At 61.2% G+C, this 13,881-nt stretch carries 16 protein-coding genes; 10 read left to right on the top strand and 6 right to left on the bottom strand.

All coding sequences use genetic code 11. The features are described 5' to 3' along the window. The first annotated feature begins 103 nt into the window (after positions 1–103). From xseA to G6N83_RS11765, 7 genes are read left to right on the top strand one after another with little or no spacing between them, the layout of a single operon-like run. The gene (xseA, locus tag G6N83_RS11795) at positions 104–1,420 is read left to right on the top strand and encodes an exodeoxyribonuclease VII large subunit (protein WP_165142287.1); all 1,317 of its coding nucleotides are present in this window, start codon (positions 104–106) and stop codon (positions 1,418–1,420) included. Further along, positions 1,417–1,641: an exodeoxyribonuclease VII small subunit gene (locus G6N83_RS11790; RefSeq protein WP_165142285.1), complete on the top strand. Its 225-nt coding sequence runs from the start codon at positions 1,417–1,419 to the stop codon at positions 1,639–1,641. Before xseA ends, G6N83_RS11790 begins: the two co-directional genes overlap by 4 nt. Then, positions 1,638–2,282 carry a DUF4245 family protein gene (locus G6N83_RS11785; RefSeq protein ID WP_165142283.1) on the top strand — a complete coding sequence of 215 codons (645 nt, stop codon included), beginning with the start codon at positions 1,638–1,640 and terminating at the stop codon, positions 2,280–2,282. Before G6N83_RS11790 ends, G6N83_RS11785 begins: the two co-directional genes overlap by 4 nt. Then, positions 2,279–2,929, top strand: coding sequence for a carbonic anhydrase (locus G6N83_RS11780; RefSeq protein WP_165142281.1), 651 nt, complete (start codon positions 2,279–2,281; stop codon positions 2,927–2,929). The genes G6N83_RS11785 and G6N83_RS11780 overlap by 4 nt, the downstream gene beginning before the upstream one ends. Positions 2,930–2,966: 37 nt before the next feature. Continuing rightward, on the top strand, positions 2,967–4,361 hold the full coding sequence (locus G6N83_RS11775) for a class II fumarate hydratase (protein WP_165142279.1): 1,395 nt from the start codon (positions 2,967–2,969) through the stop codon (positions 4,359–4,361). Positions 4,362–4,397: 36 nt separating this feature from the next. Continuing rightward, positions 4,398–5,534, top strand: coding sequence for a sensor histidine kinase (locus tag G6N83_RS11770; RefSeq protein ID WP_165142277.1), 1,137 nt, complete (start codon positions 4,398–4,400; stop codon positions 5,532–5,534). Further along, positions 5,531–6,187 carry a response regulator transcription factor gene (locus G6N83_RS11765; protein ID WP_165142275.1) on the top strand — a complete coding sequence of 219 codons (657 nt, stop codon included), beginning with the start codon at positions 5,531–5,533 and terminating at the stop codon, positions 6,185–6,187. The genes G6N83_RS11770 and G6N83_RS11765 overlap by 4 nt, the downstream gene beginning before the upstream one ends. 236 nt (positions 6,188–6,423) lie before the next feature. Here the strand turns inward: G6N83_RS11765 and G6N83_RS11760 are convergent, their stop codons facing one another. From G6N83_RS11760 to G6N83_RS11750, 3 genes are all read right to left on the bottom strand, one after another. After that, a complete protein-coding gene (locus G6N83_RS11760) occupies positions 6,424–7,779 on the bottom strand; it encodes a PhoH family protein (RefSeq protein WP_165142273.1) in 1,356 nt (451 codons plus the stop codon). 216 nt (positions 7,780–7,995) lie between these two features. Then, positions 7,996–8,478, bottom strand: coding sequence for a GNAT family N-acetyltransferase (locus tag G6N83_RS11755; protein ID WP_165142271.1), 483 nt, complete (start codon positions 8,476–8,478; stop codon positions 7,996–7,998). Further along, the gene (locus G6N83_RS11750; RefSeq protein WP_165143433.1) at positions 8,479–9,267 is read right to left on the bottom strand and encodes an isoprenyl transferase; all 789 of its coding nucleotides are present in this window, start codon (positions 9,265–9,267) and stop codon (positions 8,479–8,481) included. A gap of 156 nt (positions 9,268–9,423) precedes the next feature. Between G6N83_RS11750 and trhA the strand changes: the two genes are divergently transcribed. Beyond that, positions 9,424–10,095 carry a PAQR family membrane homeostasis protein TrhA gene (gene trhA / locus G6N83_RS11745; RefSeq protein ID WP_165143431.1) on the top strand — a complete coding sequence of 224 codons (672 nt, stop codon included), beginning with the start codon at positions 9,424–9,426 and terminating at the stop codon, positions 10,093–10,095. Here the strand turns inward: trhA and G6N83_RS11740 are convergent. Further along, the gene (locus G6N83_RS11740; RefSeq protein ID WP_241246202.1) at positions 10,092–10,394 is read right to left on the bottom strand and encodes a hypothetical protein; all 303 of its coding nucleotides are present in this window, start codon (positions 10,392–10,394) and stop codon (positions 10,092–10,094) included. The two genes, trhA and G6N83_RS11740, sit on opposite strands and share 4 nt — an antisense overlap. A gap of 67 nt (positions 10,395–10,461) precedes the next feature. Here G6N83_RS11740 and G6N83_RS11735 point away from each other — a divergent pair, with 67 nt between their 5' ends. After that, on the top strand, positions 10,462–10,857 hold the full coding sequence (locus G6N83_RS11735) for a DUF4307 domain-containing protein (protein ID WP_165142269.1): 396 nt from the start codon (positions 10,462–10,464) through the stop codon (positions 10,855–10,857). A gap of 84 nt (positions 10,858–10,941) precedes the next feature. Next, on the top strand, positions 10,942–11,433 hold the full coding sequence (greA, locus tag G6N83_RS11730; protein WP_165142267.1) for a transcription elongation factor GreA: 492 nt from the start codon (positions 10,942–10,944) through the stop codon (positions 11,431–11,433). Positions 11,434–11,456: 23 nt separating this feature from the next. On the opposite strand, the gene ilvA is transcribed toward greA, so the two are convergent. Both ilvA and G6N83_RS11720 read right to left on the bottom strand, forming a co-directional pair. Then, positions 11,457–12,683 carry a threonine ammonia-lyase gene (ilvA, locus tag G6N83_RS11725; RefSeq protein WP_165142265.1) on the bottom strand — a complete coding sequence of 409 codons (1,227 nt, stop codon included), beginning with the start codon at positions 12,681–12,683 and terminating at the stop codon, positions 11,457–11,459. Beyond that, positions 12,680–13,867 (bottom strand): AI-2E family transporter, encoded by a 1,188-nt coding sequence (locus G6N83_RS11720; RefSeq protein WP_165142263.1) that lies wholly within the window; start codon positions 13,865–13,867, stop codon positions 12,680–12,682. The genes ilvA and G6N83_RS11720 overlap by 4 nt, the downstream gene beginning before the upstream one ends. Positions 13,868–13,881 lie beyond the last annotated feature (14 nt).

Genomic DNA, 13,881 nt, shown 5'->3' with positions numbered 1-13,881 from the left:
GGGCACGGGCAGATGCACGGCGGGGGAAGTCACACCTTGATTCTATGGGCGTGCGCTGGATGCGGGCCGTGGACGGCCGATAACGCTTGCGAGAAAGCTCTTCATGACTATTTTTGAACCCGATGCGACAGCCGACGAGCCGATCCCGGCGGGCACCGTGCACCCCCGTGACTCGTCGAAAGACACTCCTACCTCTGTCGGCCGCCTCGGCGAGACGATCCGCGGTTTCATCGAGCGTTGGGGCACGATCTGGGTTGAAGGCGAGATCACCTCATGGAACGTTCGAGGCGGCAACGTCTTTGGACGACTGAAAGATCTCGATACCGACGCGACGATTGCGTTCCGCGTGTGGTCATCCACCACGCGTCGATTACCTGATGATCTTTCGGTGGGCGATCACGTGATCGCGTGCGTGAAAGCTGACTATTTTGTGCGCGGTGGCGACTTCAGTTTCATCGTCTCAGCCATGAAGCACGTTGGTCTGGGTGAACAGCTTGAAAAACTCGAAAAACTCCGGGCCCAGTTGCGTCGCGAAGGCCTTTTCGATGCTGATCGTAAAAAAGTACTGCCCTTTCTCCCCCAGACGATCGGGCTCATCACGGGCGAGAAATCAGACGCGGAACGTGATGTACATCGCAATGCCGAACTGCGCTGGCCGCGCGTGCGCTTTCGCAACGAGTACGCGGCGGTCCAGGGCGACCGCTCGGTTCCCGACGTGCTCGCGGCTCTTGCTCGCCTGGACGCCGATCCCGACGTCGATGTCATCATCATCGCTCGCGGCGGTGGCGATCCGCAGCATCTGCTCGGCTTCAGCGATGAACGGTTGGTCCGCGCTGTCGCGGCGGCCGAGACGCCGGTCGTGAGTGCGATCGGGCACGAAAACGATCACCCGCTTCTTGATGACGTCGCCGATCTTCGGGCATCGACGCCGACTGATGCCGCAAAGCGAGTGGTTCCCGACGTCAGCGAGCAGCATGCCCTCGTGCAACAGCTGCGAGCGCGGCTAACGGGCCGGCTCACCCTGCGCGTCAATCACGACATCGCCCAACTCGAGCAGTTGCGCTCGCGCCCCTCGCTACGCGACCCGGATGCGATGCTCAATTCGCGCAGCCAGGAGGTGCACCTTCTCTCCTCACGAGCACGTGACGTAGTCGATCGACATCATGCTCAAGCTGAGCGCACAGTCTCTGAACTACGCGCTTCACTGCGCGCTCTCTCACCGGGTGCGACCCTGGCTCGCGGGTACGCGATTGCGCACCACGATGGTGGAAAAGTGCTGCGGGATGCCGCCGACGCACCTGCCGGAGCACAAATTGTCGTCACGGTCGAACGCGGCTCGTTCGCTGCTGTCTCTGAAGGTGAAGTAGCAGAGTCCGCTGAACCGCAGCAGGCAGCACCCACACGTAGGATGGAATCATGACCGACGAGAGCACCCGGGATGTGGCATCGCTTTCGTTTGAAAAGGCGCGAGACGAGCTGATCCGCGTCGTTTCGGAGCTCGAACAGGGCGCCCCCACTCTGGAGGAGTCGCTCGCACTCTGGGAACGCGGCGAGGCACTTGCTTCCCGCTGCGAGCAGTGGCTGTTGGGAGCAAAACAGCGTCTCGATGCGCCCTCGCGTGACGACGAGGCTACTTCGTGAGCCAGAAAGAACCACGTGTTGTGGCAGAGCTTGGGCGCCCAGAAACGCCTGACGAAACCGCAGCACGGAAGGCCGCTTCTTCGCGCGCCTACCGCGGCAGCCAAACCTTTCGTAACCTCTTAACGGCGCTCGGGGTCACTCTCGTCATCGTCGCAATCGTGATCTTCGCCGTTCCGCGCGGTGAGATTCCTGATGATCCAGCCATCGATGTGGTCTCACTCGCGGCCGACGCTGAAGCCGGATACGGACGAGACATCGTCGTCGCCGATGTCTCGTCGACCTGGCGCGTAAATTCTGCTGTGGTCAAGGGTGACTCGGTTCCGGCATGGACGGTTTCCTACGTTCCCCAGGATTCATCGTTCCTGGTCGTTGCTCAAGCATTCGACGCCGACGACGCCTGGGCACGCACCGAGCTCAAGGGCAGTGCGCCAACAGGCACGACCACGATCAACGGCATCGTGTGGGACGAGTACGAAATTGCCAACCCTAGTTCAACGGGCAACATCACCTATGCTCTCGGCACTCAAGCGGGAACCGACCATATTCTCGTGTACGGCACAGCCGATCACGATACGACGGCTGCCGTTGCCGCGTCGCTGACAACAGACATCCAAACAATGCAGGAGGAATCAGCCTCATGAGCGATACGCAGTCTGCACCACAGCAAGTGTGGAACGAGATGCAGCGCGGAAATGCGCGTTTCGTGGCGGGTGAGCCACGGCATCCTCGCCAAGACGTTGAGCGACGCCACGAGCTCGAGGCCGCGCAGACTCCCCGCGCCGCGCTTTTCGGGTGCTCCGACTCACGCCTGGCCGCTGAGATCATCTTCGACAAGGGCCTCGGCGACTTGTTCGTCGTGCGAAATGCTGGTCAAGTCATTTCGGACTCTGTCATCGGCAGTCTCGAATACGCCGTCGCTGTGCTGAATGTACCGCTCATCGTTGTGCTCGGGCATGACGAGTGTGGTGCTGTACGCGCCGCGATCGACAGCACAAGCAACGATGCGCCGCCGCTGCCGACGCACATTTGGCGACTCATCTCACCAATTGTCCCGGCAGTTCGCCGAGTGATGGCGGCAGATAAAGCACCCACCGCAGACGTCGATGCCGAGCACGTCGGCAAAGAGCACCTGCGTGACACCGTCGCTGAGCTGCTTCGTTCATCCGAGCTCATCAGCGAGGCGATAGCCGAGGGCCGCTTGGGCATTGTCGGCGCCAACTACCGCCTCGGCGAAGGCACCGCGGTCCCCGACGTCCTCGTCGGCGTCGGCGAGATGGCTCCCAACTAATCTTCCACAACACACTCAGCACAGAAGGAACAACGACGTGACCGACACTGAATACCGCATCGAACACGACACCATGGGCGAAGTCCGCGTACCCATCAACGCGCTCTACGGTGCGCAAACGCAACGTGCGGTAGAGAACTTTCCGATCTCGGGCCACGGCCTGGAGTCGACTCAGATCGCCGCACTTGCCCGCATCAAGAAGGCGGCGGCGCTCGCGAACAAAGAGCTGAACGTCCTCGATGGCGCCATCGCCGATGCCATTGCAGCCGCGGCCGATGACGTTGTCACGGGGAGTCACGACGGACAGTTCCCGGTCGACACCTACCAGACAGGTAGCGGCACTTCGTCGAACATGAACATGAACGAGGTGCTCGCGGCCCTCGCCACCCGCATCCTCGGCGCAAGTGTTCACCCGAACGACCACGTCAATGCTTCACAGTCCTCGAACGACGTGTTCCCGACTTCCGTCCACATCGCCGTGACGCAGGCCCTGATCGACGACCTCATCCCCGCGCTCGACCATCTCGCTGTCGCGTTGGAGGCGAAGTCGGTCGAGTGGAAAGATGTCGTGAAGGCGGGCCGCACGCACCTGATGGATGCCACGCCCGTGACGATGGGCCAGGAATTCGGCGGATACGCGCGACAGATCCGGCTCGGTATCGAACGCGTGCAGGCGGTCATCCCTCACGTGAGCGAAGTTCCGCTCGGCGGAACCGCCGTTGGCACCGGGATCAATACTCCCCTGGGCTTTCCGCAGAAAGTCATTGAGCTTCTCGCGAGTGAGACCGAGTTACCGATCACCGAGGCGAAGGACCACTTCGAAGCACAGGCAAACCGTGACGCTCTCGTTGAGGCATCCGGTGCACTTCGCACGATCGCAGTATCGCTGACGAAAATCAACAACGACATTCGCTGGATGGGTTCAGGCCCGAACACAGGTCTCGGCGAGCTCCACATTCCTGACCTGCAGCCCGGCTCTTCGATCATGCCCGGAAAAGTCAACCCGGTCGTCCCCGAAGCCACTCTCATGGTCTGCGCGCGCGTCATCGGTAACGACGCGACAGTGGCATGGGCCGGCGCGTCGGGCTCCTTCGAGCTGAACGTCGCCATTCCCGTGATGGGCACAGCGCTGCTCGAATCGATCCGTCTGCTCTCCAACGCGATGCGTGTGCTCGCCGACAAGACGGTTGACGGCCTGGAAGCCAACATCGAACGCGCCACAGCGTTCGCCGGAATGTCCCCCTCGATCGTGACACCGCTCAACAAGCTCATCGGATACGAGGCCGCTGCCAAGATCGCCAAGCACTCGGTCGCCAAGGGCGTCACAGTTCGTGAAGCAGTGTTGGACCTCGGCTACGTCGATCGCGGCGAACTCACCCTGGAGCAGCTCGATGCGAAGCTCGACCTCCTCTCGATGACTCACCCCGGCTAAGACGACAATCGGCCGGCTCCACGCCATAATCGATACGTGTTCACGGTGCGCAACCCGCTAGCTGGGCGCGCAACCGTGCTCGGACCGGTGCTTGCTGCGGCGGGTATCGGCCTCGCCGTCACTGGAATCTCGGTGTTTGCGCTGCAACGAGCGCGGATTCTCGCGGCGCTTCCGCGCAACGCCAGTCGAGCCGATATCGATGCGGCGCTCGACCCCGTGCTGACGTCGAGCCTGACATATGCCGCAGCCGGAATCATTGTGCTCGGTGCGATTGCGGCGGCCGGTTGGTATGTCAGTCGCCGGGTGTATTCGCCGCTTCGGAATCTGGAGGAAACGGCTGCGCAGGTCACGCTGGCCGACCTCGGCGCTCGGCTGCCAGACCGCGGAAAAGACGATTTCAGTTCGCTGAACCGCACCATAAACGAGATGTTCGAGCGGCTCGAGGGATCGGTCGACGTGCAGCGGCAGCTGCTTGACGATATCCGCCACGAGTTGAAAACTCCGCTGACGATTGTTCGCGGCCACCTCGAGATCATGAACACCACCGACCCCCTCGACGTCGCAAGCGCGCGAGAAGTCGCCATGTCGGAGCTTGACAGAATGAGCCGCTTGATAGACGACATCGACCTCTTGGCGACCGTCGAGGGCGGCGGCCAGCTTTCGATGGATGTTGTCGACCTTCGCGCGCTTACACAATCTGTCGCGCAGCGCGCAGCTGTCATTCCCGGGCACGCGTGGCGAGTCGAGTCACGCGCCCGTGGGCACGTCCACGGAGACTTCGACCGACTGCTTCAGGCGTGGTTGCAGCTTGCAGACAACGCAGCGAAGTACACGCCGTCCGGGAGTCCCATTGAAATCGGGAGTGCTGTCGACGATGTCCGCGCATCTCTTTGGATCCGGGACCACGGGTCGGGAATTCCACCGGCAGCTCGTCACCGAGTATTCCGGCGTTTCGATCGGGCGAACGGACAGCGTAGCGTTGGTGGTTCGGGGCTGGGGTTGGCAATCGTTGACGCCATCGCAAAAGCACACGGGGGAACATGTGCGATTACAGACACCGCGGGCGGTGGTGCCACCTTCACCATCGAAATACCGCTTCACGACTACCAACCTGCGGCTCCCGCACCAGTACGAGCTGAGGATGTCGTGACGCAACGGGAAGCTACAGGATGACTCGCATACTCATCGTCGAGGATGAGCCCCGAATTTCATCCTTCGTGAGCCGCGGGCTGATCGTCGCCGGATATGAAACTGAAGTCGTCGACGACGGCGCACTCGCTCTTCAGCGCGTGTTCGATGGCGCATTCGACCTTGTGTTGCTCGACGTGGGGCTTCCCTCTATCGACGGCTTCGAGGTGCTTCATCAGCTACGGGGCCAAGGCTTCACGCTTCCGATCATCATGTTGACGGCGCGATCGAGCATCCGCGACACTGTCGACGGTCTCGATGCTGGTGCGAATGACTACATCGCAAAGCCGTTCCGGTTCGACGAACTGCTCGCTCGCGTGAGAACTCGATTGCGCGACCCGGGCCCCACCGAAACCACGGCTCTTGTGCGAGGCGATGTCACTCTGGATCCGCTGAGCCGACGGGCGACCTCGGCAGGACGAGATATCGAGCTTTCAGCGCGGGAGTTTTCACTCGCCGAATACTTTCTGAGGCACCCCGGTCAGGTACTGAGCCGTGAACAACTCTTGAGTCGCGTCTGGGGCTTGGATTTCGACCCAGGATCGAATGTTGTCGACGTATATGTGCGGTATTTGCGCAATAAATTCGGCACGAGCGTCATCACGACAGTCCGCGGGGCCGGATACCGCTGGGAATAGAAAATGTGGATGCCCCCGACGCTGGGGGACGTCGGGGGCTGATGAGAGTTGCGAAACCGAGGCTTCGCGACCGCTACCGGGGCAAACGGTCTTCCTCTCAAGAACTTCTCCGATGTACTTGGGGGAAACATCAGAGGAGTGCGGCTTTCGCCACAGTTAGATCCTGAATCACTTTTATGAGACAAAAGCGAGTGCCGGATGAGAAACCTCTCATCCGGCACTCGCTTTTGCATCGGCTAGCTGAGCTCGCCAGCCTCGAGCAGATCAGTAACGAGCGCGGCAATCGCTGAGCGTTCCGAACGCGACAGCGTGACGTGTCCAAACAGCCCGTGACCCTTCAGCGTCTCGATCACCGACGCGACACCGTCGTGGCGGCCCACGCGCAAGTTGTCGCGCTGCGCGACGTCGTGTGTCAGCACAACGCGTGAGTTCTGACCGATTCGGCTCAGCACGGTAAGGAGAACGTTGCGCTCCAGCGATTGAGCCTCATCAACGATGACAAAAGCATCATGAAGCGAACGCCCGCGAATGTGAGTGAGTGGCAGCACCTCGAGAAGCCCCCGCTCGATGACTTCTTCGACAACATTGGGCGAGACGATCGAGCCGAGAGTGTCGAATACCGCCTGACCCCACGGATTCATTTTTTCTTGAGCATCGCCTGGCAGGTATCCAAGCTCCTGCCCGCCTACAGCGAAGAGCGGACGAAACACGATGATCCTGCGCTGCTGTTGGCGCTCCAGTACCGCTTCGAGCCCCGCGCACAGCGCGAGCGCCGATTTTCCGGTTCCCGCGCGGCCGCCGAGCGACACTATTCCGACCTCAGGGTCGAGCAGGAGATCGATCGCAATGCGCTGTTCCGCTGAACGACCATGCAGGCCGAATGCCTCTCGGTCCCCGCGGACAAGCGAATATTCGCCATCACCGGTGACACGGCCAAGAGCCGAGCCACGTTCGGAGTGGATGACGAGGCCGGTGTTGATCGGAAGTCCACGTACCGACTCGCTCGTGCCGATCTCCGTCTCGTAGAGATCGCTGATCTCATCCCCCGCGACGTCGATGGTCGCAATACCGGTCCACCCGGAGTCGACGGCCTGCTCGGCCAAATACTCTTCGGCCGTGATTCCGAGGGAGGCCGCCTTGACGCGCATGGGGAGGTCTTTCGACACAATCGTGACTTCTTGACCGCCGTTCATGAGGTGCATGGCGATAGCGAGGATGCGGGTGTCGTTATCGCCGAGGCGCATTCCCGACGGCAACACCGAGACATCCGTGTTGTTCAGCTCGACGCGCAGCGTGCCGCCGCTTCCTACAGGAACCGGAAAGTCGAGCCGACCGTGTTCAATGCGTAATTCGTCGAGGTGGCGGAGCGCCTGCCGGGCGAAGTAGCCGAGTTCGGCGTCGTGCCGTTTTGCTTCGAGTTCGGTGATCACGACGACCGGGATGACAACGGAGTGCTCCGCGAAGCGGAAGAAGGCCCGCGGATCGCTGAGGAGAACCGAAGTATCCAAAACATAAGAGCGCAGATCTTGGTCAAGATCCGCGCTCTCGTGAACGGCTTCGTACTGTCGCTGCTGTGCTGCTTGTGTGGTCACAACTCGCTCCCGACCCGGGACACGATCCCGGTTATCGCAAGTCGACCTGGGGCCACGAGTCGCGGTCCTGAAGGCCGACCCGACCGGGCTCCTTGCCCGATGAAACAGAAACTACGCCGCAATTGTCACGGAGGGATACCGACACGCCCTTTCGCGGGTTACAGCTCCGTTAACTCCGGGCGTCGAGACGGCTGACGAGCGTTCAGCGGTCGCGTATCAGTCGCGCTTAAGGCTCTTTCGTAACCAGACGGTCGCGTTGGGGTTGTCGTTGTACGCCGCGATCGCTGTAAACCCGGCGCGCGCGTAGAGGCGTCCCGCGGCGTCCAACGAGTGATGGGTATCGAGCACGAGTTCGGTCGCGCCAAAGCCTCGTGCGCGTTCTTCGAGGCCAGCAAGTAGCGCACTACCGCCTCCGCTCCCGCGCGCAGAGGCACGCATGTAGAGATGCTTCACCTCGAACCGCACGACGCCGGTTCCCGCTGGCGCTTCGATGCGGCGCACACCACCGCACCCAACGTCGACCCCATCATCGTCCGTGAACACCAGGAACACCCCCACTGGTGGCACGAACGCGCTTGCATCTGCTGGTGATCGCTGATAGCCACCGCCAGGAAAACCATCGGCGCGAAACGCCATGTATTCGTTCAGAAGGGCGATTGCCGCTGGTGCATCAACGGATTCGGCGCGAAGGCGAGACATCTAGCTGCCGTAGCGTCTGTCTCGCGTGGCATAGTCGCGAATTGCTCGCAAAAAGTCGACTTCACGAAGGTCTGGCCCCAGCGCCTCAACGAAGTAGAACTCGCTGTGCGCGCTCTGCCAGAGCAAGAAGTCGCTAAGTCGTTGCTCGCCCGACGTCCGAATGACGAGATCAGGGTCGGGCTGGCCACCGGTGTAGAGGTGTTCACCGATTTGCTCGGGCGTCAGGTTTTCTGCGAGCTCTTCGAGAGAGCCCCCCACGCCGTCATGCTCGGCGATGATGCTTCGCACCGCATCGACGATTTCGCTGCGCCCACCGTAACCAATTGCAAGGTTCACATGCAGGCCGGTATGGCCCTTGGTGCGTTCCGCAGCTTCCGAGACGACCTCGGCCAGATCTGGCGGCAACAGGTCGGAGCGCCCCATGTGGTGCACTCGCCAGTTACTCTCGTGCGAGAGCTCGTTGGCGAGCTCAGCGATGATCTGCAGGAGATCAGCAAGTTCTCGAGTGTCGCGTTTACGCAGATTGTCGTTTGAGAGCAGGTAGAGCGAGACGACCTTTACTCCGATATCGTCGCACCACCGCAGAAATTCCCGCATCTTGGCGGCGCCTGCTCTGTGGCCGTGGGCTGCGGAATCGAATCCAAGCTGCCGAGCCCACCGACGGTTTCCGTCGATCATCATCGCGACATGGCGAGGAACTGTCTCGCGGGTGAGGCTTCGCCGCAACCGCGCGATGTACACGCGGTAGAGGGGGCCTCTCCCCTCACTTGACCAGCCGGTTTTCACGATCACTACGCTACCGCCTGCTTCTATCAATGCCGGAAGACACGTGTGTTGGGCACTCTCACGGCTCACGTGAACGACGCGGCATACATCGGGTCGTAGGCTCGCTGTGTGTCCCCCAAAAATCGCCGGTCAGACATCCCGGTTCCTGAGCTCCCTCTTATGGAGGCAGCCCACGTCGATGCCATCGTCGAAGTCAAGCCCACTTGGCGCGGATGGATTCACGCGGGAACGTTCCCGGTTGCAATAGCTGCGGGAATCGTGCTGATCGTGCTTGCCGACGGCGCGGCAGCAAAATGGGCGTCCGCCATCTTCATGGCAACGTCGCTGCTACTTTTCGGCAACTCCGCGCTCTACCACCGCTTCAACTGGGGCGCCAAAACTCGGGCAGTGCTCAAGCGAATAGATCACGCAAACATCTTGCTGCTGATCGCGGGAACCTACACTCCGATCGCGGTACTCGCGCTGCCGCCCGGCAAGTCCGTGCTGCTCCTCAGCCTCGTGTGGTCGGGGGCACTACTCGGGATCCTCTTCCGCGTGTTCTGGATCAACGCACCTCGGTGGCTCTATGTTGCGCTTTACCTTGTGCTCGGGTGGGCCGCCGTCATGTATATGGTCGACCTGTTCGACGCGAACCCCGCCATGATGGTGCTCGTTATCGTCGGCGGACTCTTGTACACCGGTGGAGCAATCGTGTACGCGCTGAAGAAGCCGAACCCGTGGCCCGGAAAATTCGGATTCCACGAGATTTTCCATGTGTGCACAGTGCTGGCATTTCTCTGCCATTGGACAGCGTGCCTCTTGATCGCGCTGCACCCCGCATATAACGGCTAACTGTCGCGCGGCTTCGAGGGATCGTCCTCGGGCGCGGAGGGGTCTTGTCTCGTCGCGCCATCCGCGTCGGCCTTTGCCCGTGCCGCAGCCTCTTCGGCATCAAGATCCTCACCGATCTCGAAGCGGTAGCGAGCACGACGTATCCGCCGCAGCATGTCCCACACCAGAAGCATCACGGCGATGGCCACGAATGCAATGACTCCAAAGCCCCAAGGCCCTGGGGTGACGAGGTCCGGGTCCAGAGTGGATGACGGACTCGGCGTCGCAGCCGCGAGTACCGCGGCGACCGCGAAGTGCATGTTGTCCTCGTTTCGCGCGTAAGCGCATAGCCTAGAGTTACAGCTTATTCCCCCTGTGAGAGACAGTATGACGACGCAAGAAAAACTCGACGTTCGATACGGGCGCGGTCGCCTGTCTGCGCGCAGGAGAAGCGCCTATATCTCGGGGAGCGTCGTCCTTATCGCTGCGCTGGGCTATCTTGCATGGGGCGCAGTGAGCGACATTTTCTACACGGTCGACGCTGTTGACACCGGATATAGCCTCGTGAGCGAACATCAGGTAGATGTGCGATTTCAGGTGACCGCTCAGGTCGGTGCCACCGTTGCATGCGCGATCGAAGCACAAGATGAAGACCACGGAATCGTGGGATGGCGCATCGTCGAGTACGAAGCATCCACTGATGCGACTCATTCCTACACGGAGTCCATTCCCACTCTCGACCAAGCTACGACCGGGTTTGTCAACTCATGCTGGGTGTCGTAATCTAGCGGGAAAGAAGTCGACGAACGCCCTGGCAAGAGCCGGGGCGTTTATCTTTAGCCGACGTACCCAAAGAAGGAGACAGCCGTGTCTGCCGACGCACCTGAAACGTTCCTCACTCAAGACGCTTACGACCGTCTCGTGAACGAGCTTGAGTACCTCTCGACGACGGGCCGCGAAGAAATCGCCAAGCGTATTGAAGCCGCTCGCGAAGAGGGAGACCTGAAAGAGAACGGCGGATACCACGCCGCTAAAGACGAGCAGGGAAAGCAAGAGGCGCGCATTCGCACGCTCACGAGTTTTCTCAAGGATGCCAAAGTGGGCAAGGCTCCGGAAAGCTCAGGCGTGGTCGAGTCGGGCACGGTCATTACGGCAATTGTTGCCGGCGGCGAAGAGGTCTTCCTGCTCGGAAACCGCGAAATCGCAGCGAACAGCGAACTCGACGTCTACAGCGAGGCGTCACCCCTGGGTGCCGCGATCATGGGACAGCGTGAAGGTGCAAAGACCAGCTATACGGCACCCAACGGCCGCGATATCCCCGTTGAGATCATCAAGGTTGAGACGTACACGGGCCAGTAGTCGGCCGCTCGCGTCATCACCGCTCAGTCTGCAACAACCGTCGGGAAGAACCCTGCCTCTTTCAGAGTGGTGATGACGAGAGCACGATGTTCCTCGCCGCGTGTCTCCACGCTGAGCTGAAGCACGACTTCACTTATCTGCATACCCTGACCGTGACGAGTGTGCAGCACTTCGGTGACGTTCGCTCCCACCAGAGCCAACAGCTCCGAGACCCGCGCCAGCTGCCCGGGGCGATCAGGCAACGGAATACGCAATGACATATAGCGACCGGATGCCGCAAGTCCATGTGCCACGACACGCTGCAGAAGTAGCGGGTCGATGTTGCCGCCTGAAAGCACAGTGACCGTTCGCCCCTGGGGCACCACTTTGCCCGCAAGCATCGCAGCAACCCCCACAGCGCCAGCTGGTTCGACGACCTGTTTTGCGCGCTCGAGCAATACGAGCAATGCGCGCGCGATGTCATCTTCAGTGACGGTGACGACCTCGTCGACGAGCTCTTTGATGATCTCGAACGGGATATTGCCGGGGCGAGCGACAGCGATGCCGTCCGCAATGGTTGGGAGGGTATCGATTTGCAGTGGAGACCCTGCAGCGAGCGAGGATGGGTAAGGCGCGGAATTCTCTGCCTGTACGCCGATGACTCGCACTGTGCGGCCCACCGCCGCAGCGCGGGCCTTGATAGCGGCTGTCACGCCTGCAATCAGGCCTCCCCCGCCGATGCCCATGACGACAGTGTCGATGTCTGGAAGGTCTTCGAACAGCTCAAGGCCCAGTGTTCCTTGGCCGACGATGATATCGCGGTGGTCGAAGGGGTGGATGAGGACGGCACCCGTGCGTTCAGCAAACTCCGCAGCGAGGCGCAGCGGCGTTTCGACAGTGGCACCCTCGAGAATGACCTCGGCACCGTAACCTCTTGTGGCCAGCAGCTTCGGCACGGGGACGCCTAGGGGCATGAAAATCGTGGCAGCGATGCCGAGGCGTTGCGCTGCGAGCGCGACGCCCTGAGCATGGTTGCCGGCGGAAGCCGCGACAACTCCGCGAGCTCTTTCTTCCGCGGTCAGGCGCGATAGCCGATAGGTGGCGCCGCGGATCTTGAATGAGCCCGTGCGCTGCAGGTTTTCGAGCTTGAGATGTACTGGCACACCGAGCACCTCGGTCAGGTGCAGAGACTCATCGAGTGGGGTTCGCGTAATGATGCCGCGGAGCGTGGCCGCGGCATCCTCGAAATCAGCAAGTGTGGGAATCGTCATCGCTTGGGCCTCCTTTGCCGGGGAACAGTGATCCAAATGAGGTCGGCAGCTGCAGGATCTTGCCCCGTTTTCCACGATTTAGTCGAGAGAGATACCGCGACCACGTTCACAAACGCAGCCAGCGGCACGGCAAACAGGGCACCGGGAATGCCCGCGATCATCGCGCCGCCTGTCACCACGAGAACGACGGCGAGCGGGTGAACCTTCACAGCCGAGCCCATGAGAATCGGCTGCAGGATATGACCTTCGATCTGTTGCACCGCGAGCACGACAACGAGCATCCAGAGCGCAATCCACGGCCCGTTGTACACGAGGGCGAGAAAGACAGCGACCGCACCTGTGACAACCGCACCGACAATCGGCACGAACGCGCCGAGGAAGACGAGGATCGCGACGGGGATAGCAAGCGGTACGCCGAGGAAGAAAGCGCCCAATCCGATTCCGACCGCATCGATCGTTGCGACCAGCATCTGCGTGCGCGCGTAGTTCACAACAGTGACCCAGCCCGCACGCGAAGCGTGGTCGATCGCCGGTCGCGCAGCGCGCGGAAAAATCCGCGTCGTCCAGCGCCAGATGCCCCCGCCGTCAGCGAGGATGCAGAGAAGAATAAAGATCGCGAGAAGAAAACCGGTGGCGACGTGCCCCACGGTGCTGCCAATCGCGAGTGCGCCCGAAAGCAACAATTGCGCCTGCTCTTGCACCAGGCTGACCACTTGGTTGAGGATGCCGTCGATGTCTTGAGTCGTGAGGTGAAGCGGACCCTGAATCAAGTAGTCGCGAAACTGAGATGTCGCCTCGACCGTTCGATCCTGCACCGAAGACCATTGACGGGCCACCTGCCAGCCAGCCAGCCACAGCAATCCCGAGACAACCGAAAGCGTGCCGACGAGCGCTATGACGATGGCAAGCCATCGCGGCACTCGGTGACGCAGCATCCAGGTGAATCCCGGCCACAGCAGGGCAGTGACAAGAATCGCGACCAACAGTGGAATGACGAGAAGCTTGAGCTGAATAATCAGCCAGATTCCGACTCCGACCGCAGCCGCTATGACAAGCAATCGCCACGCAAAAGCGGTCGCTACCCGCATGCTGTGCGGAACAACCTCGGAGCTTTCGGTGCTCACGATTCTGCTACGCAGCGCTTCGATGAGAGCGTTGCGCGGCTTATCGTCAGAACCGGTCACCCGCTCAGTCTAGT

The organism is Microbacterium endophyticum (assembly GCF_011047135.1).
GTDB lineage: Bacteria > Actinomycetota > Actinomycetes > Actinomycetales > Microbacteriaceae > Microbacterium > Microbacterium endophyticum.
Note: the sequence above shows the minus strand (reverse complement) of the source record. Positions and strands in the feature narration are given on the sequence as shown.

Coding starts and splice junctions, on each gene's coding strand:
- G6N83_RS11740 (WP_241246202.1), bottom strand. CDS start 10,394: ATGCACTTCGCGGTCGCCGCGGTACTCGCGGCTGCGACGCCGAGTCCG.
- G6N83_RS11755 (WP_165142271.1), bottom strand. CDS start 8,478: ATGTCTCGCCTTCGCGCCGAATCCGTTGATGCACCAGCGGCAATCGCC.
- G6N83_RS11735 (WP_165142269.1), top strand. CDS start 10,462: ATGACGACGCAAGAAAAACTCGACGTTCGATACGGGCGCGGTCGCCTG.
- xseA (WP_165142287.1), top strand. CDS start 104: ATGACTATTTTTGAACCCGATGCGACAGCCGACGAGCCGATCCCGGCG.
- G6N83_RS11765 (WP_165142275.1), top strand. CDS start 5,531: ATGACTCGCATACTCATCGTCGAGGATGAGCCCCGAATTTCATCCTTC.
- trhA (WP_165143431.1), top strand. CDS start 9,424: ATGGAGGCAGCCCACGTCGATGCCATCGTCGAAGTCAAGCCCACTTGG.
- G6N83_RS11780 (WP_165142281.1), top strand. CDS start 2,279: ATGAGCGATACGCAGTCTGCACCACAGCAAGTGTGGAACGAGATGCAG.
- G6N83_RS11790 (WP_165142285.1), top strand. CDS start 1,417: ATGACCGACGAGAGCACCCGGGATGTGGCATCGCTTTCGTTTGAAAAG.
- ilvA (WP_165142265.1), bottom strand. CDS start 12,683: ATGACGATTCCCACACTTGCTGATTTCGAGGATGCCGCGGCCACGCTC.